The following is a 20,940-nucleotide window of genomic DNA, read 5'->3' on the forward strand; positions in this document are numbered from 1 at the left end:
ATCTTCGACCTCGCCGACTACGGCATCATCGGCGACCTCTTCACCGTCATCCCCCAACTCACCACCCACATCAACAACCACAAAAACTAACTAAACCAACAGATTGCCGCGGCTCGGCGCCCGTGGGGGACGCCGAGCCTCCTGTGGCGGAGGGTCTTCGGCGCTCACGACCATTCGACACGGAAGCTCCGTGTCCCTTCCAGCGTCGTCCCGCTGAGAACCAGTGAGGCAGAGCTCTCGCTCACCGTGCCCTCCAATGTGGTGTCCGTCGACAGGGCGTAGGCGAACGGCATGTAGTTGCTGCACGGGAAGATCGGCTTGGGGACGAAGACCAGATTGTGGGCAGCCCCCTGTGAGGCGCCCGATTCGGTGAGCCTGCCGGAGATGTCCCCGCCGCCGTCGTCGTCCAGCGACCAGTACCCGATGGCCACCGGCCGACCGTCGACGGTGTCCGTGCCGTCGAGGGCGGACGTCACCCCGAAGGCTCCTTCGGCGGACTGGCTGTCACTGGCCCACGACAGGTGGAAGCCATTCGACTCACCTCCGACCGGTTCGCTGATCAAGAGCGTCGCCGGAAGCTCGTAGGTCCGTGAGGCCGAGGCACAGCCGGGATCGGCGAAGTCCACGGTGATACGGGCGGTTCCGGTCCATTGTCCGCGCGGTACGTCGGACGTCGTGGTGTTCGCAGACCCGTCAGTCCCGTCAGTCCCGTCGGTGTCCACGGAGCCGTCACCGTCGGTGGAATCGCTCGCGGATGAGCTTTCGGAATCGTCCGGTGGCGGTGTCTCCGTCGCGGTCTCGGTCTCGCTCGGCTCAGAAGCGGAGCTGGATTCCGTTGCCTCCGGCGTGGCTTCGTAGCTGGTCGTGGGTGTCGAGGGTTCGACTGCCGCAGCGGCACTGCTGGAATCCGTCGATCCATCGGATCCCCCGCTGCCACAGGCGGCCAGTGTCACCAGACTCATCGCGACGATCGCCGATGAGAGGGTTCGCCCCCTCCCCCGCGTGCGCACCCTCCAGCTCCGACCGTCTCTGCTGCCGCCCATCCCGCGGACCCCCCATCACTGTTCGCCGCACGGATGCCTGCCCGCGCGGATCGGGAACGGCACCTCCCCGCATCCCCGCCATCCGGGTGGGATGCGGAAGGATGATCGTCCCTCCGCCAACTGGCCCTTCCCCGGGCCCCCTTGGGCGACCAGGTTAGGCGTGCTTTTGCTCCGTTGACATCCCAGATGTCTGGGGTTCTTCCTAGTCTGGCGGGGTGACCCTCGCTTCCGCTTCCGAGCCCGACCGCCATTCCACTGCCGGTCGCCCACCGACCCGTACGAGGCCGACCGCACGGACGTCGCTCGTACACGACTTCTCACGTCAGTTGCGGGGCACCGAGCGCACCGGTGCTCTCAGCGTCCTGCACAGCACCGCCCGCACCCTGCTCAAGGTCACGCCCGCCGATGTGTGGTGCGCGGTCATGCTCGATCCGTCCACACTGTTGGACACCGGTGGCATCCACACCCATGGCTTCTCGACGGAGGTCATGCCCAGGCTGTTCGAGATCGAGCACGCCGATCAGGTCGGGGTCGACAACCTCCGTGCCCTCACCCGCAGAAACCGCCCGGTCAGCGTGCTGAGCCAATCGACGAAGGGCCAGCTGGCCGACAGCATCTACTACCGTGATGTCCTACGCCCTTCGGGGCTCGGCGACGAGCTGCGCGTGCTGCTGCGCGACGGCTCCCGCACCTGGGGGCTGTTCGTCCTGTGTCGCTCCTCGGGCACACCGCCCTTCACCTCTGCGGAGGTCGAGCTCGCCGCGGCACTCAGCGCTCCGGCGACTCTTGCCCTGCGCCGCTCATTGCTCCTCGGCGGCATCGACAGCGATGGCGTCCCGGATGCGACCGGTCTGCTGATCCTCGACGACGAGCAGCAGGTGCACCTGTGCACCTCCACCGCCGAGCACCTGCTGGGGTTGATCCAGGAAGCCCATTCCCGACCGCGCCAGCTCCTGCCGTATGCGCTTCAGGCCCTGGTCAACACGGCTCAGGGGGTCGAGTTGGGGGTGCAGGTGCACTCCCGTGCCCTGGGTAGCACCGGGCATTGGATCACCCTCAGCGCTTGGCGTGAGAAGGCCGGCGGTCCCTCGGGGCTCGGCGGCGCGGAGGGTGCCCCGCTCACGTATGTGTCCCTGGCCCCGACCCACCCGCGCGATCTCACGGCGCTGGTGCTCGATGCGTACGGGCTGACCCCCCGCGAACGTGACGTCGCCCAACAGGTGTTGCTCGGCCGCTCGACGGCTGAGGTCTCGACGGCCCTGCACATCACCGAGTACACCGTGCAGGACCATCTACGGAAGGTGTTCGACAAGGCCGGGGTGCGCAGCCGTCGTGAGTTCACCGGGGAGTTGTTCCAACGCTGCTACCTGCCTCTCCTCAACGATCCACCACTCACCACGGACGGCCGGATGCGCCACGATCCGCCGGGCCGGCCGTAGGGGGCCGTGGCCCGGCCGGTTCGCGCAAGGAGCGTGTGGAGCGCAAGGAGCGCAAGGAATCCGCCGGGCGCGGCAGATCAGCCTTCGCCGTCCAGGAAGAGCGCGGTCAGTGCGGGGAGTCGATGCCGCATCTCCTCGTCGTCGTCGAAGTCGAAGGACTCCCCCATGTCCGGCTCGTGTCGAGTGACCGATCCGGTCGCCGCCTCCCAGAGCTCTTCGCTGCCGGACAGACGGGAGAACGCTCGGGACGCGGCGTAGTTGCTGTCCTCGTCGAAGACGAGCTCCTCCAACATGTCGGGCTCACCGCTCTGGGCGACGGGGTGTTCCGCCAGGCTGTCCGGGGCCGCGAGCACCCGCTCGTACCAGAGTCGGCCCTGTGCGATGATCCCGGCCCTGAAGTCCATGAACGAGTCGTCGGAACAACCGCCGCCTATCAGATAGCCGGCGGCCCACACGTCCCAGCGGTACAACGCGCCGTGGACCTCGGAGAACGTCAATTCATAGCCGAGGACTCTTTCCGGCGATGAGTCGGCCAGTACGTCGGTGAGGACCGATGCAAAAGGGCGCTCCGGTGTCGTGGCGACACGGGCCTCGTCGATGAGGTGCCAGAAGTCGTCGAGGGGAAGCGGTTGGGGAACGGAGGTTTCTGTAATCACCGGTCCACTGTGGCAGAACCCGCTGGCAGCCGTCCGGCGTGCCCCCTGCGAACCGCCCCTTTCGATACCCGGCAACACATCTCCCGGGCGCCCGATGGAATTGAGTTGTCTAGCCGTGTGCCAGGGAACGCACCTCGTGGTGCAGCGACTGCACCATGCCCAGGGCCTGTGGATCGGACTCCGGCCAGTGCGTTGTCTGGGTCCATGCCAGTTCCACGGCGGCGACCGCCCGGTCCGTCGCACCGATCTGGAGGTACATGCGTCCCAACAGGGCGACGGCGACGGAGAACGCAGGATGGGCCGTGCCGACGCCCGACTCCCAGGCCCTGACTCCGTGTTGCAGCCGGGCCAGTCCGCGTACCTCGTGTCCCGACTTCCAGAGCCGTACGGCTCGACGGGTGATGAGGGTCAGTTCGGCCACCGGATCCGGTCGGGAGAGCACTCCGGCGCCGATGGCGAGGAGTGCGCCGAGTAGCACCAGATAGAGGCCGATGCTCGGGCTCACATCGAGGGATTCCCCGGTCGGCGTGGGCGTACGACCGGCCTCGACCATGTTCAGCACCGCCCAACAGGCGGCCAGAGCACCAGAGCCGATCAGTACCGTGCGGTGGCTACGGAGGGGGCCGAGCCAGGCGCGGTGGGCTGCGATCACGAGGGTGGCCGCACCGCAGAGGAGTGTGATGACGGCGTCGCCGCCTGCGAGACCGGCCCGTGATCCCAATGCCATGCGTCCGGTGGCGTGCCTGCCCCAGCCGAACGAGAGCGGACCTTCGCCGGACACCCAGGGCAGGAGGGAGCCGATGAGCAGCAGCCCTGTGGCGCCGAGCGCGAGTGCCACGGGTAGTGGAAGCGCGCGCAACCGCTGCCCCAAATCGCGTCGGGTCGGCTCGACCGGGGCGGTCATGATCCGAGCCTGACGATGTCGGCGTCCATGGTCCGGGCGGCCACGAACAGCAGCACGGGGACGAGGAGCACCGCCGAGGGCAGGAATACGGCGTTGCCCAGCAGTCTGAGTCGGGTGGTGGCCAGACGTCGCGCGGCGAGCAGCAGTCCGCCGGGGAGCAGGAGGAGCAGGGTCGTCATCGACAGTGCGTAGCGGGCGAGGCTGTCACCGGGGGCCGGGAAGAGTGCGGAGAGCAGTGATTCCTGGGCGAGCCAGGTGGAGCCGCGGACGAGTGCCATCACGCCGAGGTAGAGGAGGGTGAGCGGCAGGGCGAAGAACACCCAGTAGGCGGCTTCGAACTTGCTCACCGTCTGTGTCCGTGTGCCTCGTGCCTCCCAGTCGCGCAGGGCCTCCTCGCCCAAGCGCAACTTCCGCAGGGACTCCTCCGCGGTCTCCTCGAACATGTTCTTTCCCCCTCCTCCTTCAGTTCCCCAGGATGCGCCGGGCCGCCCGGCGCCTTGCGATCAGTGCCCATGCGCCGATCAGTAGTCCGCTGCCGCTGAGACCGAGCGTCCAGGTCAGTAGGCTGCTGGCGTCGGGGAGCTCGGCCTGTGGGCCCAGGGCGATGCGTACGCCCTGGTCGCGAACCGTCGTGGAGATGCGGTAGGTGCCAGGGGCGAGGTCGAGGCGGGCTGCGGTGAGACCGTGCCAATTGCCCTGTTCATCCGACATCCAGTAGTCGCGCCCGCTTCTCTCGCGTTCGATCTCGGGAGGGCGTCCGGCGTTCGGTACCACGCGGATGCCGGCCGGTCGTGACCGCTCCTGCTCGATGAAGGTGTCCAGCCGGGCGGAGCGGGCGAGGTCGCTGCGGTGTTCGAGGCTGATCCAGTACGTGTCAGGCCGCTTCACGGTGACGGACAGGGAGCTGGTGGCGGGCGCTCTGGTTCTGGCTTCGGCGTCGGCGCTCCACTTGTCCTGCAAGCCGTAGTCGTACGTCATGAAGCCCAGGAGTCCCAGGAGCCACAGGGCGAACGCGAGCGTGCCCCAACGCGGACCAGGGCCCGTGGGAACGAACAGATCTCGCACATGCGTTGAAGCCACGACTTCCCCCAGATTCCCCCAGTCATCGCAAGTCGGAACCTTAACAGCCCTTTTGTCTATGGGTAGTTGAAACACCTGCGCCTTGGTTGCAGCACTACCGAACAAGCGCCCGACCCGATGGCTCTACCCGCTGTCGCGGTACCTCACCCCATCACGCGCCCCACCACGACTTTGGTCCAGACCTATTGACGGCAGGTCTGGACCAACCTACGGTGTGGCGCATCGCACCGCGGATGTCTCCAGGCCCCCACAGTCCAGGAGGTAAGCGTGCTCCACAGAGCTACCCCTCCCCATCCCCCATAGCTCTCGGTCCTGCGGCTCTCCCCAGTCGCACGACTCCCCGTCTCCCGCCGCCCGGATGTTCACGACGCCGGCCCCCCGGCAGTCGCTCCCCCACCGCGTGCCGCCCCGCCCCCAGGGCGGCACGCGGACATCCGCTTTCGCGATCACACACCCCCCACCACTCACCGAGAGCCCGCCGCAACGCCGAGCCGGCGCCCACGGCGGGCCCGAAGGGAGCACGCATGATCGGTCGGAAGATGCGTTTGCTGGGCTCCGCCCTGGCCATGGCGTTTGCCGTACAGATGGTGACCGCCGGGGCCCCCAGCGCCGCACCCAGCGACCGCAGCACCGCCCCCACGGCGGCGGCTGCGGAAACCTGTGCGGTCAAGTCCAAGCCCACGGGCAAGGTGCTCCACGGTTACTGGGAGAACTGGGACGGCGCGGTCAACGGCGTGCATCCCCCGCTCGGTTGGATTCCGATCACCGACAGCCGCATCCGCGCCAACGGATACAACGTGATCAACGCCGCGTTCCCGGTCATCCGCTCGGACGGCACGGTCCTGTGGGAAGACGGCATGGACAACACGGTGAAGGTTCCGACACCGGCCGAAATGTGTCAGGCCAAACAGGACGGACTCACCATCCTGATGTCCATCGGCGGGGCTGCCGCCGGCATCGACCTCAGCTCCAGTGCGGTCGCCGACCGATTCGTCGCCACCGTGGTGCCGATCCTCAAGAAGTACAACTTCGACGGCATCGACATCGACATCGAGACCGGACTGGTCGGCAGCGGGAACATCAACCAGCCGTCGGCGTCCCAGGCCAACCTCATTCGGATCATCGACGGCGTCCTCGCCCAGATGCCCGCCAACTTCGGGCTGACGATGGCCCCCGAGACGGCCTACGTCACCGGTGGCAGCGTGGTGTACGGCTCCATCTGGGGCGCCTATCTGCCCATCATCAAGAAGTACGCGGACAACGGCCGGCTGTGGTGGCTGAACATGCAGTACTACAACGGCAGCATGTTCGGATGCTCCGGTGACTCGTACTCCGCCGGAACCGTCGCCGGCTTCAAGGCCCAGACGGATTGCCTCAACCGCGGGCTGGTCATCCAGGGCACGACCATCAAGGTCCCCTACGACAAGCAGGTGCCGGGTCTGCCCGCACAACAGGGCGCGGGCGGTGGCTATATGTCGCCGAGTCTGGTGGCCCAGGCCTGGAGCGGATACAACAACGCCCTCAAGGGGCTGATGACCTGGTCCATCAACTGGGACGGGTCGCGGAACTGGACCTTCGGCAAGAACGTGAAGACACTCCAGGGCCGTTGATCGCCTGCTGAGAACGAGGTCGCGGCTCAGGCCGCAGGGGACCGGTGCCGCTCGTCGGCACCGGTCCCCGCTGCTTGTCGGGCTCCTCCCGTCTCCCCTGCCAGACACCGCGGAGGCCCAGACACCGCGGACGCCACGAACTCAGAACAAACACAGTCGAACGAAGACCAACGCAGACCAACGGACTGCGCCGGACATTCGGTCCCCGGGTCGACTCGACCGACGTTTTACCTTCAACCGATAGTGCGGATGGCCGGATCTATGGCGTAATGGTGACCGGCTCGGTGCGGAGTGTGGCCATACGTCCGAGACCGCTTCGATACGTCCTGTTCGGGGAAGACAGGGCGTTGGGTCATACCGGACTGGGGGGTTCGATGGCCAGAAGTGATGTGCCCGCGGCCGGCCCGACGGGGAGAAATCCGCGGCAACTCGCCGCCGAACTCTCCTCGTTGGCCATGGATCCGCGGGTGGCCGTGCATCGCACCGCCTTGATCGAACTCGCAGGGGACATCACCAACCCCGAGCGGCTCGCTCGATGGTCAGGGACCGATCTGGTCGCCGTCTACAGCGCACCGGGGACACTGCTCAACGTTCCGGAACCCATCCCACCGGCCGTTCGCGCCCGGGGGGCTCCGCCCGCACGGAGCGCCGCCGGGTCCGAGGGTTGGCGTGCGCGACGACAGCGATGGGCGCGGACCTTCGCAGGATGGGCCGGGGCACTGGTCTTCCTGCCGCTGCTGGTCACCTGGGCGGGGCTCGGTGCTGCGGCCTGGGCCTACCAGAAGATGCGGGAGGCCGGCAAAGGCGGCGGCGAATCGTTCCTCGGTCTGTGGCAGCAGGGCTTCGCCGGAGAGCTCTGGGCCCCGTTCCACTTCGATGTGATGGTGCTCTACACCGTTCTGGCACTCGGCGGTCTCATCGCGGCGACCCGCCTGCGCAGTCGGCAGGAGTCGGCCGATGAGCGCGCGACCGGGGTGTTCGCCGCCCGTCTCGCCGGTGCGCTCGTACAGGTGCAGGCCCTGGCGTCCGGTGCGGCGCACATGACACCGCTCCGTTTCGCCGAGGAGTTGCAGGGGGCAGCCGGAAATCTACGGACCCTGGGCGAGTTGGCGGGCTCCGTCCAGCGGGAGACTCGGGAGTTGGTGGAGCAGGCGCGGGAGACGGCGACCCTCACCCGCTCGGCTGCCGAAGCACTCGGGGCGGCCGTTGCGGGCCTCCAGAAGGCCGCCGCTGCCGTCGAGACGTCGGCCGGCCATGCGTCGCAGGCTGCCGAAGGCGCAGGGCGAGGAGCGGACGTGCTCTCCCATGAGGTCGTCAAGGTCCTGGGCGAGATGGGTCAACGGGTCAGGGAGTCCGCCCACGCCGCGGCCGGCGAACTGTCCGCCGCTGCCACGGACGCGGTGCGGCGCATCGAGGAGGCCGCTGACGACGCCTCGGCCCACGAGGAGGACGCGGTACGGCGGGGAGTCGAACTGCTGGATCGTACGGCCGGGGCGCTGGGGGGCACGCTCGACGGAGCGCGGACCGCACTGGAGTTCGCGGCGGTCGAGTTGGGAGGGGCGACCGAGCAGCTCAACGGGACGGTTGCCGCGCTGCCGCAGGCCCTGGAGGGGGCGGCGGCGGACGGCGCAGAGCGGATCGGTTGGGCGTACGACCGGGCGGTGGCGGCGCTCGTCGTTTCGCTGCGCGGCGAGGTCCGGGCGGTGACCGGTGAACTGGCCTCGCAGATGGTGCAGTTGCAGGAGTTGGCGGGCCGGCGCGAGAACGCCGAGCTGGCGGCCCGGGTCACTCGGGCGGAAACGGAGGAGGGCCTTCGTTCAGCGGTCGACGAGTTCCGCCGGACCTTGGAGGCGGTCGCCGCTTCGGTCGAGGTGACGACCGAGCGGCTCGCCCGTTCGGGTCCGGTCCACGGGCCGCCGGAACCACCCGTCGCTCGCTCGGAGTGGCCGTCCGCGGTGCACGGTGTGGAGGGTCCGGAGTTGCCGTACGACGCTTCGGGGCCGGCGCCGATCGGCGCGGACGAGTATCCGGCGATGGGATTCGGCGCCGGTGTCCCCAGCCGTGCTGACGACCCACGGGCGTCGTTCACCGGGCTCGCGCCGAACGACCAGACCGGTCGGGCGTACGGGGATGATCAGCCGGAGGTGAGCTTCCGGCACCACGGCCCGCCCGACGAGCCGGCGCCCGGTGCCGCCACCCTGTGGGCCGTTGCCGTTCCCGAAGGGACCGTGTCCGGGGAGCACCGTTCCGTGGCGCCGTCGGTGGATCGACCGCGCGATGAGGGACACACGGGCTGGGACGAGTGGTACTCGGAGGATCCCGACGACCAGAGCACGCACGGCGCCCCCGCTGCACGCCGTGCCCCAACTCCCCTCGGAATCCGCGCAACCGGCGATCTCGCGGCGGAGGGCCCCCGCGACGCCGTGCCCGCCGATTCACCGGACGACAGCATTCGGGGCGAGGTTCCCGAGCCTGCTCCTCCGGGCAGCGCGGAGCGAAACGGCGTGGACCGTCCGTGGACCGGTTCGGCGGCGAGCAGCGGAGAGGAGGGGCCATGAGGCCGCGGTCGTCGAGCGGTGTGGCGCACGCCGCGGGTTGGCTGTTCGCCGACCTTCTGTTGGTGATCGCGGTGATCGCCCTCGGCGGTCAATGGACCACTCCGACCGCCGATGACCGTTCTGCGGTCAGCGCCTCCCCCACCGCCCGACCGTCAGCCTCCGCTTCCTCCGTTCCCTCTCCTTCCCCCACTCCCGCCGCTTCGACCGCACAGCCCGGGCTCGACCCCGACAGCGAGGAGTTCGACGTGACCGGGGATGCCCCCGGGCTGCTGGCCGGCAGGTCGACGGCGGTCCGAGAGATCCGTGACGAGGTGACCGAGGCCATCCGCGCCCACCCCGGAAAGACCGCGGCACTCGTCATCGTCTGGGGTACGGCCGCGTCCTGCGGTTCGTGTCCGGTCACCGACGACGCCAGCCGTGCCTATGCCCGGGCCATCGCCGCGATGCTGCCGTCCGTCTCCCCGACCTTCTTCCCGCCGTTCCACGAGGAGATCATCCGCGGCTACCGCAACACCAGCGGCGACCGGGCCAAAGGACAAGCCACGATCGAACTCTTCTTCCTACGCGACTGACCGAGGCCCACCGCACGGGCCACCGCCACTTCGAACACCACCCCCGCGAAGGACCGCACGGGCGGTCCGGCAGACCCTTCAGCCACCGACGCCTTGGACGTCACCCGAGCGCAGAACGGAACGAGGAGGACCACCACCTTGGCCCCAACCATGAATCTGGCGGAGTTGCGCCGCTTCGCCGACGCCACCCTCGCCATGCTCGAACAGCAGGAGATACCGGGGACCCAAGAGGCCCACGACCGTCATGCCGAGGTGATGCGCTTCGTCCTCGAACTGCACGACCGCGTGCGCAAGCCCGTCACGTTCGGTGTGGTGGGCGAATTCAGTGTGGGCAAGTCCCTGCTGCTGGGCTCGGTCCTCGGCAGGCCGGACCTCCTCCCGGTGGAGGACCGCAAGGCCACGGGCAACATCACCGTGCTCCGACTGCACCAGGCGCCGGCGCGGGGCGACGGCAGCGCGGAGCACCCGTCGAAGGCCGACGTCAAGGGTGCGACCCACACGGGGCCGACCGCGGAGGTCCACTACCTCACCGAGGAGCGGCTCCGGTCCTGCGTCCGCGCCATCATGGCCGATCTGGCCCGCGGTATGGAGGAGGACCATCCGGCGCTGGGCGCACAAGCGGCGCTCGGCGACTACGATCCGCTGGCCGATCCCCGCGGTTGGGGCCCGTTCGACCAGTGGATCTCCTGTCTCTGGCCCGTGGCTGCCGCAGAGGGCCCGAAGCCCCTGGTCGACCCCATCCAGATCTCGGCGACCCATCGGGCGGCGGCGACCGAGTTGTGTCGGATCCGCGATGCGCTGCTCAGCCAGACCGATGTGCTCGGCACCGTCCAACACGTCAGTTCCCGACTGGTTCGCGAGGCGCTGGACCACGGTACCGAGGAGCGCATCCCCGCGGTGAAACCGCGCCCCCGCATCCAGCCGTTCAGCGCGGCGGATGTGGAGCAGGACGCCGCGGTGCTGGCTCGCAGCTTCATGCTGATCGAGCGGGTCGTCTTCGACGTCCACGTATCGCCCGAGCACTGGCAGTTGTACCGGCTCCTCGAAGAGCACCCCTTGCAGTTCCTGGACTTCCCCGGCATCGGTGGCGCGGGCTCCTACGGTCGGGACGTCCATCTCAGTCGCAGTGAACTCGCCGAGGTGCACACGATCTTGGTGGTGCTCGACTCACGCAGGCCCGGCGGCCGGGGGGTCGAGGAGTTCTGGGGGATGCTCGTCAAGGACGGCCGCAGCCCGGAGGCCCTGGCCCGGGCCGCTCTCGTCGCGGCCAACGGCTTCGATCGGGTCCTCGTTCCGACACTGCCCGACGCGGTGTTGTCGAAGGCGGAGTTGTTGAAGCGCTCGGATGCGCTGAACGGCATCCACGTGCACTCGGACAAGTTCGTCAAGGGTCGGGAGGCAGCGGTCGTCGCCACCTCGTCGGTGTCGGCGATCCGTCGGTACGGCCTGCCGTACGCGGAACTGTCCCCGGGCACCCGGGGCGTCATCGAGGACGCCCTTCAACAGTTGGACCAGGGTGCACACCCCCGCTGGGAGGGTACGGCCGCCCGTTTCGACCTGGTCGATCCATCGGGGCCCTGGGGTGGCAGATTGCGCGAGGCCGAACGGGACGGGGGCATTCGGGCGCTGCAAGAGCTGATCGAGGACCAGTTGCGGGCCCATGGAACCGCGCAGAAGACCGAGCGCGCGGAGGCGTCCCGGCGCAAGTTGTGGACGGCCCTGCTGGCGCTCCAGTACCAGATCAGGCTGGAGACCGCGGACAAGGATCCCGGTCTCGCGGAGTTCCACCGGATCCGTCAGCAGATCCAGCGCTTCCGTCTGCTGGTAGGGGCGTTGTTGGCCCAACTGCGCCAGGTGCGGGACATCGGTCGGGGGTTGGGGGACAACGCATCGGAGCAACTGCCCCTGGCCGTGGTGGAACTGTCGGCGCCGCCGAGCCTGGCGTCAGCCGCCGGGCAGGTGCGCGCGGAGGTGTACGACTGGGTCGAATGGGAGCAGTTGCTACGGCGGGCCAGGGCCGACAAGAAGGGGCTGGTCACCAAGAGCAAGGCGCCGACCGCCGCTCTGCGCAAACCGTTGCCGGGACAGCCCGCTGTGCCGGTGCCGACGGAGAACGCGGCGGACACGTCCCAGGGCTACATCACCCGTTTCACCGCACTGGTCACCGGCCGCACGGCGCAGGCGGAGAGCGAGCTCGGGCAGTGGTTGGCGAGTTGGCAGGCGGCCTGGCAGGACGCCTTCGCGGAGTTGCGGGGTTGGTTCGAGGAGCCGGGTACGGTCCCACTGTTGCGGGAGACATTCCTCTCGTACATCGGGGACGTCAACCAGGCGGAGAACCGGCTCTCACAGCTGTGGACGGCACTCGATCCGGTGGACGTGGTGACCCGACAGGCCGAGTTCCACGCCACCGGTCCGACGCCCGAAGAGGATCTTGCCGCGCGCTTTCCCGCCCAGGCCGACCACGCCCTGCCCTGGCACCACGGCGTGCCCGATCTGGACCCGATGACGGAGAGCCAGGAGCGCCATCCGCTGATGGTCGCGCAACTGCGGCTCTACGCGGCGGACACGGCGGCCTCCCTGGTGACCGACCGGTTGAACCGACTGCTGACCGCCCGGGTGGACGCGCTGATCGAGTTCTACACGGAGACGGAGGCGTTCTTGCCCACCGATGACGACGTCCGACCACCACCGTCAGGTGCGGGCGGCGCGGGCGATCCGACCGGTCCCGTCGGCCCGGCCGAGCCGGACTCCGAGGGCGCCCGGGTCGATGATCCTGACGATGCATCAGATGAGACCGCCGGTGGACAGCCGATCGATCTGTTGATCAGCACCTGGAGGAATGCCTGATGGCCGAGCCGTATCTGTCGTTCCGCGTCCCCGATTCCGTGTCGGTGCCCTCCGATCATGTGCTGCGGACCGGGGAGCGCTCCTTCCGCCTGTTCGCGTACGAGGGCTGCTACGCGCTGCCGATCGTCACACTGCACCCCGACCATGAGCCAGGGCAGATGTACGTCAGTGTCCAACTCCCCGGCCGGCTCCGGCTCGCGCCGGTGGGAAGTGCCGAGTTGCCGCACGGTCTGGCCCGTGCCCTGGGCGTCGCCTGGTCCGCGGAGAGCGACGCCCACAAACCGGTGATCGGCGACCTCGACCTGGTCCGGGACGCCACGGTGGAGAGCGTCTTCGTCCATCTGGGTCCGCGCCCCGCGGGCAGTGCGGCGCGCGCTGTGGACGAACCGCTGTACGTGGACGCCTTCTGGGAGGTCGACCTCAAGAGCGCCAAGGGAAAGTTCGTGGTCGGTGCCAGTGTGATGTTGGAGTTCGCCCCACCGGGCGAGGTGCCGCAGACCGTTCCCGCAACGGACCACACACCGGAGTTCCTTCCGTTGCGAGAGCCGTCGGACAACCACTACCAGGAGTTCGTGGTCGTCGACTTCGGCACCACGGCATCGACAGTGACCCTCCAGGACACCGGCTATGTGGAGCGGCATCCGATCGATCCCGATCAGGGGCGGGCGCTCGGGCGGTTCCTCACCGAACTGCTGACACCGCCCGCGGCCCCGACGCAAGGGAGCGGCCCCGAGGACGCTCCGGCGGTGTGGCGCACCGCGGTCAGCGACATACTCGACGGCCAGTTGACCCTGCGCGGCTCCACGGAGGAGACGGTGACGGGGCGAGAGGCACTCGCCATGGTGGCCGAGGACAATCCGGAGGCGATCTCGGCCCTGCAACTCGCCGTGGAGCACGCGCTCCACCGCGGCTCGCGGGAGCTGCGCACCTGGCTGGTCCCCCGGTTGCACGAGGGCTATACGCGGGTGACCGACACTCCGCCGCTGCGCGTCCATGAACTCCGTCCGGTGCCGTTTCCCGGCCCCAAGGGGGTCGACACGTTCGCACCGGCCAGTTCGCTGGTCGAGATCGTCGACGGGGTGTCCGACGGTGCGTCCGCGCTCCCGGAATCGCGCGTCTTCCGGCTCTCTGAGGAGTCGGGGGCGATCACCGGACTGAAGCGGATGGTCATGCGGGCGAAACTGCCCGACGTGCCGGACTCCGATCTCTCCGCGATCCATCTGACCCAGCACCTGTACCTGGAGTTGGTACGGACGGCCGAGAAGCTCACCGCGGACAAGAGCAACCCGGGCAGTGTGGTCCAAACGGTCGTGGTGACCTATCCGACGACCGTGCTGCCGGAGGTCAAGCGTCGACTGGGGCATCTGGTGCGGGCTGCGCTGGGGGCGCCCCGGGTGGTCACCGACTACGACGAAGGGTTGGCTGCCGGCCTCTTCTTCGTGATGCGGGAACTGTCCGGGAACCAGAACCTTGGCCTGGAGGCACTGCGGGCGCGCTCCCGCCGGGTCACCCGTACCGTTCCGCCGCAACTCGACGCGTCCGGGGCAGCGAGCGAGCCCGGGCGTACGTTCCCCGTCACACCGGCCACCTGGCATCGCACGATGCTCGTCATCGACATCGGGGGCGGTACGACGGACATCGCCCTGCTCCGGTTGGTCCTGGTCGACCAGACGCCGGACCGGCCGGAGAAGGACGGCAGGATCGCCGGCCGCCGCTACCGGTTGGAGCCGACTCTGCTCGGTTCGACGGGGCACGAACAACTCGGCGGAGACCTGTTGACGCTCCAGGTCTTCTACTGGCTGAAGGCGGTGATCGTCGATGCCCTGCGCATCCGGGGCGAGGGGGAGCAGGAGCCGGGACAGGGACGGCGTTCCCTTGCTGCCCAAGTCTCCGACCAGGCGGGACGCAATCTCGACCGGGTCGTGGACAAGAACGTCAAGGAGACCCTGGACGACTATCTGCCCACCTCGTGGAACACCTCGTCCCCCCATCAGACGGCCGGTGGCCCCCGGGACAGGTTCCGCAGTCTCTGGCGGCTCGCGGAAGCGAAGAAGCGGGCTCTGAGCGCCGCCGTCGGTGGTCGGGTCGAGTTGGAGATGCACGAGTTGACCGAAATCGTGCAGGGCGCCTCCAAGGGGCTGACGGAGCCGCAGGGTGCTCTCGTCCTCGATGCCGGTCAGTTCCGGAGGCTAATGCTCCCGGTGTTGCAACGGGCCGCGGAGATGGGCGCCGACCTGGTGCGTACGACCTTCGAGCGCGAACACGAGAACATCGCAGCCGCTGCCGCCGCCGGACAGGCGACCTGGCAGGAGCCCGTACTCGACCAGGTGGTCCTGTCCGGGCGCACCAGCAACATGGCGCTGGTGCGGGAGACCGTGATCGACGTGCTGTCGCGGGCGGACTCCGGCTCCCAGTTGAAGTTCGGTTGGAATCCGACGGCCCTGTCGATCGAGACGGGGTTCGCCGCCAAGCAGGCGACGTCGATCGGTGCCGGCTGGGCGCACACCGTACGGTCGGTCGCGCGGGTCACGGAGACCAAGCGCACCGACGAACAGGTGTTGCACCCCCGGATGACGGACCTGGACATCGAGACGCACGGCCTGTTCTCCAGCCTGCCCTGTGATCTGGGGCCACGGGCGGGAGCCATGCGTCCCGTGGTGCTGCTGCGGGCCGGTGAGCCCTTTGTGGAACTCGACGAACGCGGCACCCTGGGCATCAGATCGGCCTGGAACCTCCTGCCGCGCAAGGTGGAGTTGCACCGCATCACCTCGGCCTCCCGATCCATCCAGTGGGGGAGCTTCGACGTGGAGTTGGCGGCGGAGGGTCGGGACGCCATCGACCTGAACCATCCGGCGTGGCACCCCCGGCGGGAGAACGGGGTGCACTATCTGATCGAGGTCGACCAGGAGTTGGACCCGTACATCCTCTTCTGCAACGGGCGTCCGCACTTCTGGGTGGACACGACCCGACACCACCTGGACCTGGCGGACCTGATCCCCGGGGCGGCCTTCGAGCCCGACCTCGGCCGCTGTCGGCTCCCGGGGCGACTGTGTGTGGCCACGGTCGACGGAGGGTTGGCCGAGGTCTTCCCCCAGCCGCAGCCCGGCGCCTACGACGACTACTTCACCGAGTCGTTCCACCCCGACGCGGACAGCACCCAACATCGGTTGCCGGGCCGGATCGCCCGCATTCCGGTACCGCCGACCGACGGTCAGTACGAGTTCCACCTCGACGACGGCAGGGGCAATCCGGTGCCCCTGGACTCCCTGCCCGTTCCGGAGGCGGCCGTCCACGGACAGCAGCGGCTCCACACGGCGGCCCTGGACGCCCGCGGCCGTCTCTCCGTGTTCCGTGGCGCGGTGCCCTACGCCTCCGCGTTGAACTTGCTGGAGGTGCAGACGGAAGCGGGCTTGGTGTATCGCCGCCGGATGCACCGGGGCCGCCCCGAGTTCAAGGACGAGTGGGACCCCTTCAACGGAGGTCACTGATGGACGACCGCACCGGTCAGCACCACGCCCGAGGAACGGGGGAGGCGACCTCACCCGCGGACTGCTCCCCGGAGCAGTTGCTGTCCGATTTCTCCGTACGGGTGCTGGCGCTGTTGGGTTCCGCCTCACCCAGTCGGGCCATCCTGCTGGAGGCGCTCACCGTCTGCTACGGCGTGATGGACCGGTCGCCCTTCGACGAGGAGATCAGACAGGACCCGCAGGGGCGCGATCTCCTGGAGGCCGCCCGGTGTCTGGGCTATCTGGTCCTGGCGGGCAGACGGGCCGAGGACGGGGCGTCGAACGACGGCTCGGAAGGGGGTCCTTCCACCGAAACCGACAGAACCGATGGCACTGAAGGCACCGAAGCCGCGCTCACCGGCGCGGAAGGTCATGTGAGCGAAGACGCCGCCCCATTGACACCTCCGGAGGATGACCCCTCCCACGGTTCGACGACCGCAACGACACCCGTACCACCCCCGGTGGTGGCGTCCGAGGTCCTCGTGGAGGAATCCCCCGACGAGGCGCCCGACGACGCCGTGCAGGGTGATTCACCGTCGACGGGCCGGAGCACAGTCCAGCGCATCGACCCGGCGGACCCGCTGCAAGAGGCGGTACGGGAGCAGTATCGAGCCCTGCTCGACGATGTCGACGCCAGGCTGTGGCTCGACTCCCCCGCCGATCTGCTCAGACTCCGACCGGCCGAGGAACCGGAGATCGCACCGCCCGGCTCGGCGAGCGACTACTGGCGGCTGGCCCATGTCGCCCTGCTGCGCCTGCCCGATGAGCAACGGGTCGCTTGGCACGGGAAGCTGTCGGCCGCGGCCCGGGCCGCGGTGGGACTGCGCCGTGCCGGCGACCGCACCGAACCACCGCGGGACGAGGGCATCGACGACCCGGACGTCCTGGTTCCGACGCTGGTGGACCACAGCACTCCCGTACTGCTGAGCCTCACACCGACGGCCAAGGGGAAGCTGCCGTCCGATCTGCCCGCCGAACTCGCCAGGGCCGCAGGCCTCCAAGGCGGTCCAGCAGGGTGGACGGGCACCGAAGCTGACCGGGAGTGCCGACGCCGTTGGGCCGTACGAGCTCACCAGGCACTGCAATTGGCGCGCCTCGATCCGCTGCTCGTACTGCGCTGGAAGGGCCAGAACATCGGGGTGACCAAGGCGGTGGGGACCTTCCAACAACTCCTCGTCGACCACCTCACGTCCCTCAGTGCCTCACAGCGGGTCGAGAACCCGGAGAACCGCTTCCGTGCCGAGCACCGGCTCGACGCACTCATCGGTTCGGTGCTGCACACCACACCAGCCTCGGAGGAGAGCTGGTGGTGGCGGTGGCGGGCGGCGGGCTGGTCGGAGTTGGCGAAGTCCGCGGAAAGGGCGGGCTACGTCCTGCACAGCCATCCGGAGCGACTCCAGCGCGCTCAGCTGATCGCCCTGACCGGCAGTGGCGAGGAGGACAACCTCACCGGACGCAAGGGCGCGCCGAGGGCGTTGCAGTGGGTGCTCTACGCGCTGGCCGGTGCCCAGGACGGCAAGGGCATCGGCGCCGTGGTCATCAGGCCGCAATGATGACCACAGCCGGTGCCGACCGGCGCCCCCCGTCCTTGACCTGGGTGGAGTCCGCGCGGGTGCTGTCGCAGACCGCTGCCGGGCGTGCCGGCGGGGTGACGCCCCAGTTGGCGCGGGACGCAGCGGCCGTGCTGCGTGCCCGGGAATCAGGTCGACCGGCGCCGTCGGTGCGGATCGCCGTACTGCGCCGACTGCCCGATCCAGGTGTGGCGGCGCTGCTCACCGGCCACCGGCCGGAGGGCGGGGGATCACCGCCGACGCGGGGGGCGGGTACGCAGGGCCGTGGCGTTCTTCCGTTGGTCCTGGCGGCGACCGAGGGTCGAGCCCGGTTGGTGATCGAGCCGGAGGCGGGCGGTGTCCTGGAACGGCTGGGGCGGCGGCTCCTCGAAGACCGCTCGCTCCCAACGGACACCGCCGGCTGGTTGCGGCAGTGCCGTAGGACAGGCCGCCCCTGGTACGAGGTCGAGCCCGGCCGGGCGGCGACGCTGCTGTGGCGGCGGATCCAGGACGTGGCGGGAGCAGTGCCGGACCGGGAAGCGGCAGAGCTGGAATCCTTCTTCGCCCATCCGGTCAGCTGGCTCGGTGGCCCTGCGGACCGGCGCCCGCTGCTCGTGTCGACGGGTGCGGGAACGCCCGTGGAACTCCTGGACGTGCCCTGCGGTACGCCGGGTTCCGCAGCCGACGCCACCGGGGCGGTACGGCGGCTGATCGGCGCCTGCCACGGCGTGCTGCTGCTCTTCCCGGCCCGTGCCGTGTCCAGTGGGGCGGCCCCAGGGGAGCTCGGGCCGACGGTGGAGTGGCTGGGGTGCTGGACGGAACACCTGAAGGCGTGCCCCCACGGTCCTTCGGTCGCCCTGGTGGCCACGGTCGACGAGCGGTCGGGAGCGGGGACCGTGCCGGAGTTGGCCGGTTGGTTGGGCGGACGTCTCGCGGCACTGCTGGACGGCCTCCGCCCACGGCTCTGCGCGATCGCCACCGCCGAAGCACACGCCGTCGCCGGCGTCCTCGCGGCTGCGGCCAAAAGTGCGCCCGACGCTCCGTCCACCCGCCCCGGTGTCGCCCTGCTCACGCAGGCGCTCGCCGACCGGGACAGCAGCGGTCTCACAGCATTGGGCGAGCTGGTGGATTCATTGGCACGCGCGGGTGCCGAGGGCCTCGCGGAGTTGACCCGAAGGCGACTTGCGGCGGCCTTCGATGACACACGACTCGGTTGTCGGGACACGGCGTTCGCCCACAACTGGCCGCTCGACCAGCTCCGGGCAAACACTCCCCGGTCCGACAGCGCCGGCCCCGCTCCTACCCCCGGCAGCACCGACAGGGCAGCACCGCCCCTGGCAGCGGACGAGATGTGGGCCCAATTGGAGAACGACGCGGTGGGCCTGCTCGCCGCCCGGGCCGCGGGGCAGGGGCGCCGTACGCGCTCTCTCGGGGCCGACCCGGCCTCCGGTGCCGCCGTCACCTCGCCCGCCCCTACCTCGCCGACCGACCCCCGGCCGCAGGGCCGGAAGGAGGATTCATCATGACGTTCGTGCTGGGTGTTCTCTTGCTGGTCGCTCTGGCGACCATCGGCCTCCTCGTCCATCGACAACGGGCCGCGCTCGCTCCCCCGGTCCCACTCCCCCAGGTGCTTCCCGCTTCCGATGACACGGCCGACCGTCGACTGGAGGAGTTGGAGCGCGAGGTGTCCCAGCAGCGCGACCAAGCGCAATGGGCGCTGAACGAGCGCAACCGGGCCATGGAGGAGCGCGATCGCGCACTGGCCACCCACGAGGGTGCGGTCGCCGAGCACCAACAACTCGCCGCGGCTCGCGATCGGGCGGCGGCGGAGCGCGACCAGGCCCAGTTCCAGGCCGTCAAGGCCACGCGCGAGAAGGAACGCGCCGAGGACGAGACCGCGCGGCTGCACGCAGAGGTGGAACGGCTGCACGCCCAGTACGAGGCCGCCCAACGCGCGGCATCGGCACGGGCGGAGGAGGCCGAGGAAGCGCAACGAAGGGCGGAGGAGTGTCTACGGGAGTTCGATCTCCATGAGCACGATCGCACCTGGCTTCCCTCCGACGGTCAGCCTTCGTCGGACGAGCCCGACCGGCCGCAGCCGGCGATACCCCAACAGCTGTCGTTGAGTGCGGACGCCACAGCGGACAGCGTCGTGGACGGGGCCGACCTGGGTGCGGTGGTGGTCAGGGCGGCGTCGGTCTGCGGTGACCGGCACCGGCAACGACAGCAACACCGCCGGGACGCCGTGTTGCTGCGGATGCCGGTGGGGCTCGGCGGTTCCACCTTGCTGAGCGCGGTGGCGGCGGGTGCGCCCGAGGGGGCCTGGTCCCAGTCGGCCGCCTCGCACGCCTGTCGGGCCCTGGTCACCCAGATCCAGAACCAGGCCGATGTGCTCTCCTCCTGGCTCACGCCCCGCGCGGAGGCCACCGACACCGACACGAACGTCGTGGAGGACTTCTCGACGCCGGCGGCTGCGCTGCGGCTGGCCCTGGGCGATGTGGGGAGGGCGATCAGGGTGGAGGCGAACAACCGGGGTTGGTCGTCCCAGGAGGGCACCGTCGACGGTCGGGCGGTGGAGGTGGAGATGACGGCTCTGCTGTCGCCACTCGGTGACCGGACGTCGCGCACCCATCTCGCCTTCGGCACGGGTGACGGCATGGTGCTCCGGTTGCGGGAGGGGCAATGGTCGACGGTGTTCCCCGTCCAGGACGCGGGACCCGGTGGGCCACTGCTGCCCAGTAGGGAAGCGAGGGTGCGTTGGGATCCGATTCGCACCAGGAAGGGAGATGTGTTGGCGGTGTGCTCCCGGCCTACGGCACAACTCCTGTTGCACGAGGGGACGGGCGACTGGTTCGCCGACCGCTGGGAGGGCAGGCAGCCACGGCTGACATCGTTCCTGCTTCATGTGAGTGCACGGGTGCGCGCGGCGGTCGAGGACCGGAGTCTGGTCTGTCTGTGGGACTTCGGCAACGCTGCCGAGGCGGAACGGGCAGCGCCGCCACGGCGGTGAAGGGGACGCCACGGCCGGCACGGGTCCCCCGTGCCGCTCAGCAGGTGTCCCATCCGGTGGTCCCGGTCGCAGCAGTCGAAGGAACCTCGCCTCCGAGGGACTGCACCACGACAGGCCATCGGTCGGGGCCGTCGCCGTCGACCCGCCAGCAGTACCGGTTAGGCG

14 protein-coding genes are annotated in these 20,940 nt (G+C 69.4%); 9 read left to right on the top strand and 5 right to left on the bottom strand.

The features are described 5' to 3' along the window. Positions 1-164 precede the first annotated feature (164 nt). Positions 165-962, bottom strand: a complete 798-nt coding sequence (locus ABZ348_RS29285) for a hypothetical protein (protein WP_358938095.1) — start codon at positions 960-962, stop codon at positions 165-167. 296 nt (positions 963-1,258) lie between these two features. On the opposite strand from ABZ348_RS29285, the gene ABZ348_RS29290 reads away from it, so the two are divergent. Then, positions 1,259-2,482: a LuxR C-terminal-related transcriptional regulator gene (locus ABZ348_RS29290; protein ID WP_358938097.1), complete on the top strand. Its 1,224-nt coding sequence runs from the start codon at positions 1,259-1,261 to the stop codon at positions 2,480-2,482. Positions 2,483-2,559: 77 nt separating this feature from the next. On the opposite strand, the gene ABZ348_RS29295 is transcribed toward ABZ348_RS29290, so the two are convergent. The 4 genes from ABZ348_RS29295 to ABZ348_RS29310 form a co-directional block, all read right to left on the bottom strand. Further along, positions 2,560-3,138, bottom strand: coding sequence for a DUF4240 domain-containing protein (locus ABZ348_RS29295; protein WP_358938099.1), 579 nt, complete (start codon positions 3,136-3,138; stop codon positions 2,560-2,562). Positions 3,139-3,247: 109 nt separating this feature from the next. Continuing rightward, positions 3,248-4,042: a hypothetical protein gene (locus tag ABZ348_RS29300; RefSeq protein ID WP_358938101.1), complete on the bottom strand. Its 795-nt coding sequence runs from the start codon at positions 4,040-4,042 to the stop codon at positions 3,248-3,250. Beyond that, positions 4,039-4,485 carry a hypothetical protein gene (locus ABZ348_RS29305; RefSeq protein WP_358938103.1) on the bottom strand — a complete coding sequence of 149 codons (447 nt, stop codon included), beginning with the start codon at positions 4,483-4,485 and terminating at the stop codon, positions 4,039-4,041. Before ABZ348_RS29305 ends, ABZ348_RS29300 begins: the two co-directional genes overlap by 4 nt. A gap of 19 nt (positions 4,486-4,504) precedes the next feature. Continuing rightward, positions 4,505-5,122 (bottom strand): hypothetical protein, encoded by a 618-nt coding sequence (locus ABZ348_RS29310; RefSeq protein WP_358938105.1) that lies wholly within the window; start codon positions 5,120-5,122, stop codon positions 4,505-4,507. A gap of 524 nt (positions 5,123-5,646) precedes the next feature. On the opposite strand from ABZ348_RS29310, the gene ABZ348_RS29315 reads away from it, so the two are divergent. The 8 genes from ABZ348_RS29315 (at position 5,647) to ABZ348_RS29350 (ending at position 20,775) form a co-directional block, all read left to right on the top strand. After that, positions 5,647-6,732, top strand: coding sequence for a chitinase (locus tag ABZ348_RS29315; RefSeq protein WP_358938107.1), 1,086 nt, complete (start codon positions 5,647-5,649; stop codon positions 6,730-6,732). A 374-nt stretch (positions 6,733-7,106) separates the two neighbouring features. Continuing rightward, entirely contained in the window at positions 7,107-9,290 is a 2,184-nt protein-coding gene (locus tag ABZ348_RS29320; RefSeq protein ID WP_358938109.1) for a hypothetical protein, read from the top strand. Beyond that, positions 9,287-9,862, top strand: a complete 576-nt coding sequence (locus ABZ348_RS29325) for a hypothetical protein (RefSeq protein WP_358938111.1) — start codon at positions 9,287-9,289, stop codon at positions 9,860-9,862. Before ABZ348_RS29320 ends, ABZ348_RS29325 begins: the two co-directional genes overlap by 4 nt. A 138-nt stretch (positions 9,863-10,000) precedes the next feature. Then, positions 10,001-12,709: a hypothetical protein gene (locus ABZ348_RS29330; protein WP_358938112.1), complete on the top strand. Its 2,709-nt coding sequence runs from the start codon at positions 10,001-10,003 to the stop codon at positions 12,707-12,709. Beyond that, positions 12,709-16,197 (top strand): hypothetical protein, encoded by a 3,489-nt coding sequence (locus ABZ348_RS29335; RefSeq protein WP_358938114.1) that lies wholly within the window; start codon positions 12,709-12,711, stop codon positions 16,195-16,197. Before ABZ348_RS29330 ends, ABZ348_RS29335 begins: the two co-directional genes overlap by 1 nt. Beyond that, the gene (locus ABZ348_RS29340) at positions 16,197-17,768 is read left to right on the top strand and encodes a hypothetical protein (RefSeq protein WP_358938116.1); all 1,572 of its coding nucleotides are present in this window, start codon (positions 16,197-16,199) and stop codon (positions 17,766-17,768) included. Before ABZ348_RS29335 ends, ABZ348_RS29340 begins: the two co-directional genes overlap by 1 nt. Further along, a complete protein-coding gene (locus ABZ348_RS29345; RefSeq protein WP_358938118.1) occupies positions 17,765-19,291 on the top strand; it encodes a hypothetical protein in 1,527 nt (508 codons plus the stop codon). The genes ABZ348_RS29340 and ABZ348_RS29345 overlap by 4 nt, the downstream gene beginning before the upstream one ends. Continuing rightward, complete coding sequence (locus ABZ348_RS29350) at positions 19,288-20,775, top strand: hypothetical protein (protein ID WP_358938120.1); 1,488 nt, start codon at positions 19,288-19,290, stop codon at positions 20,773-20,775. The genes ABZ348_RS29345 and ABZ348_RS29350 overlap by 4 nt, the downstream gene beginning before the upstream one ends. Positions 20,776-20,940 lie beyond the last annotated feature (165 nt).

Origin of the sequence: Streptomyces sp. NPDC005963 (assembly GCF_040638655.1) — a bacterium.
Taxonomy (GTDB): Bacteria; Actinomycetota; Actinomycetes; order Streptomycetales; family Streptomycetaceae; genus Streptomyces.

What these genes read in the sequence shown, in the direction of transcription:
- ABZ348_RS29345 (WP_358938118.1), top strand. Translation starts at nt 17,765, where the DNA reads ATGATGACCACAGCCGGTGCCGACCGGCGCCCCCCGTCCTTGACCTGG.
- ABZ348_RS29305 (WP_358938103.1), bottom strand. Translation starts at nt 4,485, where the DNA reads ATGTTCGAGGAGACCGCGGAGGAGTCCCTGCGGAAGTTGCGCTTGGGC.
- ABZ348_RS29320 (WP_358938109.1), top strand. Translation starts at nt 7,107, where the DNA reads ATGGCCAGAAGTGATGTGCCCGCGGCCGGCCCGACGGGGAGAAATCCG.
- ABZ348_RS29335 (WP_358938114.1), top strand. Translation starts at nt 12,709, where the DNA reads ATGGCCGAGCCGTATCTGTCGTTCCGCGTCCCCGATTCCGTGTCGGTG.
- ABZ348_RS29350 (WP_358938120.1), top strand. Translation starts at nt 19,288, where the DNA reads ATGACGTTCGTGCTGGGTGTTCTCTTGCTGGTCGCTCTGGCGACCATC.
- ABZ348_RS29285 (WP_358938095.1), bottom strand. Translation starts at nt 962, where the DNA reads ATGAGTCTGGTGACACTGGCCGCCTGTGGCAGCGGGGGATCCGATGGA.
- ABZ348_RS29315 (WP_358938107.1), top strand. Translation starts at nt 5,647, where the DNA reads ATGATCGGTCGGAAGATGCGTTTGCTGGGCTCCGCCCTGGCCATGGCG.
- ABZ348_RS29300 (WP_358938101.1), bottom strand. Translation starts at nt 4,042, where the DNA reads ATGACCGCCCCGGTCGAGCCGACCCGACGCGATTTGGGGCAGCGGTTG.
- ABZ348_RS29325 (WP_358938111.1), top strand. Translation starts at nt 9,287, where the DNA reads ATGAGGCCGCGGTCGTCGAGCGGTGTGGCGCACGCCGCGGGTTGGCTG.
- ABZ348_RS29340 (WP_358938116.1), top strand. Translation starts at nt 16,197, where the DNA reads ATGGACGACCGCACCGGTCAGCACCACGCCCGAGGAACGGGGGAGGCG.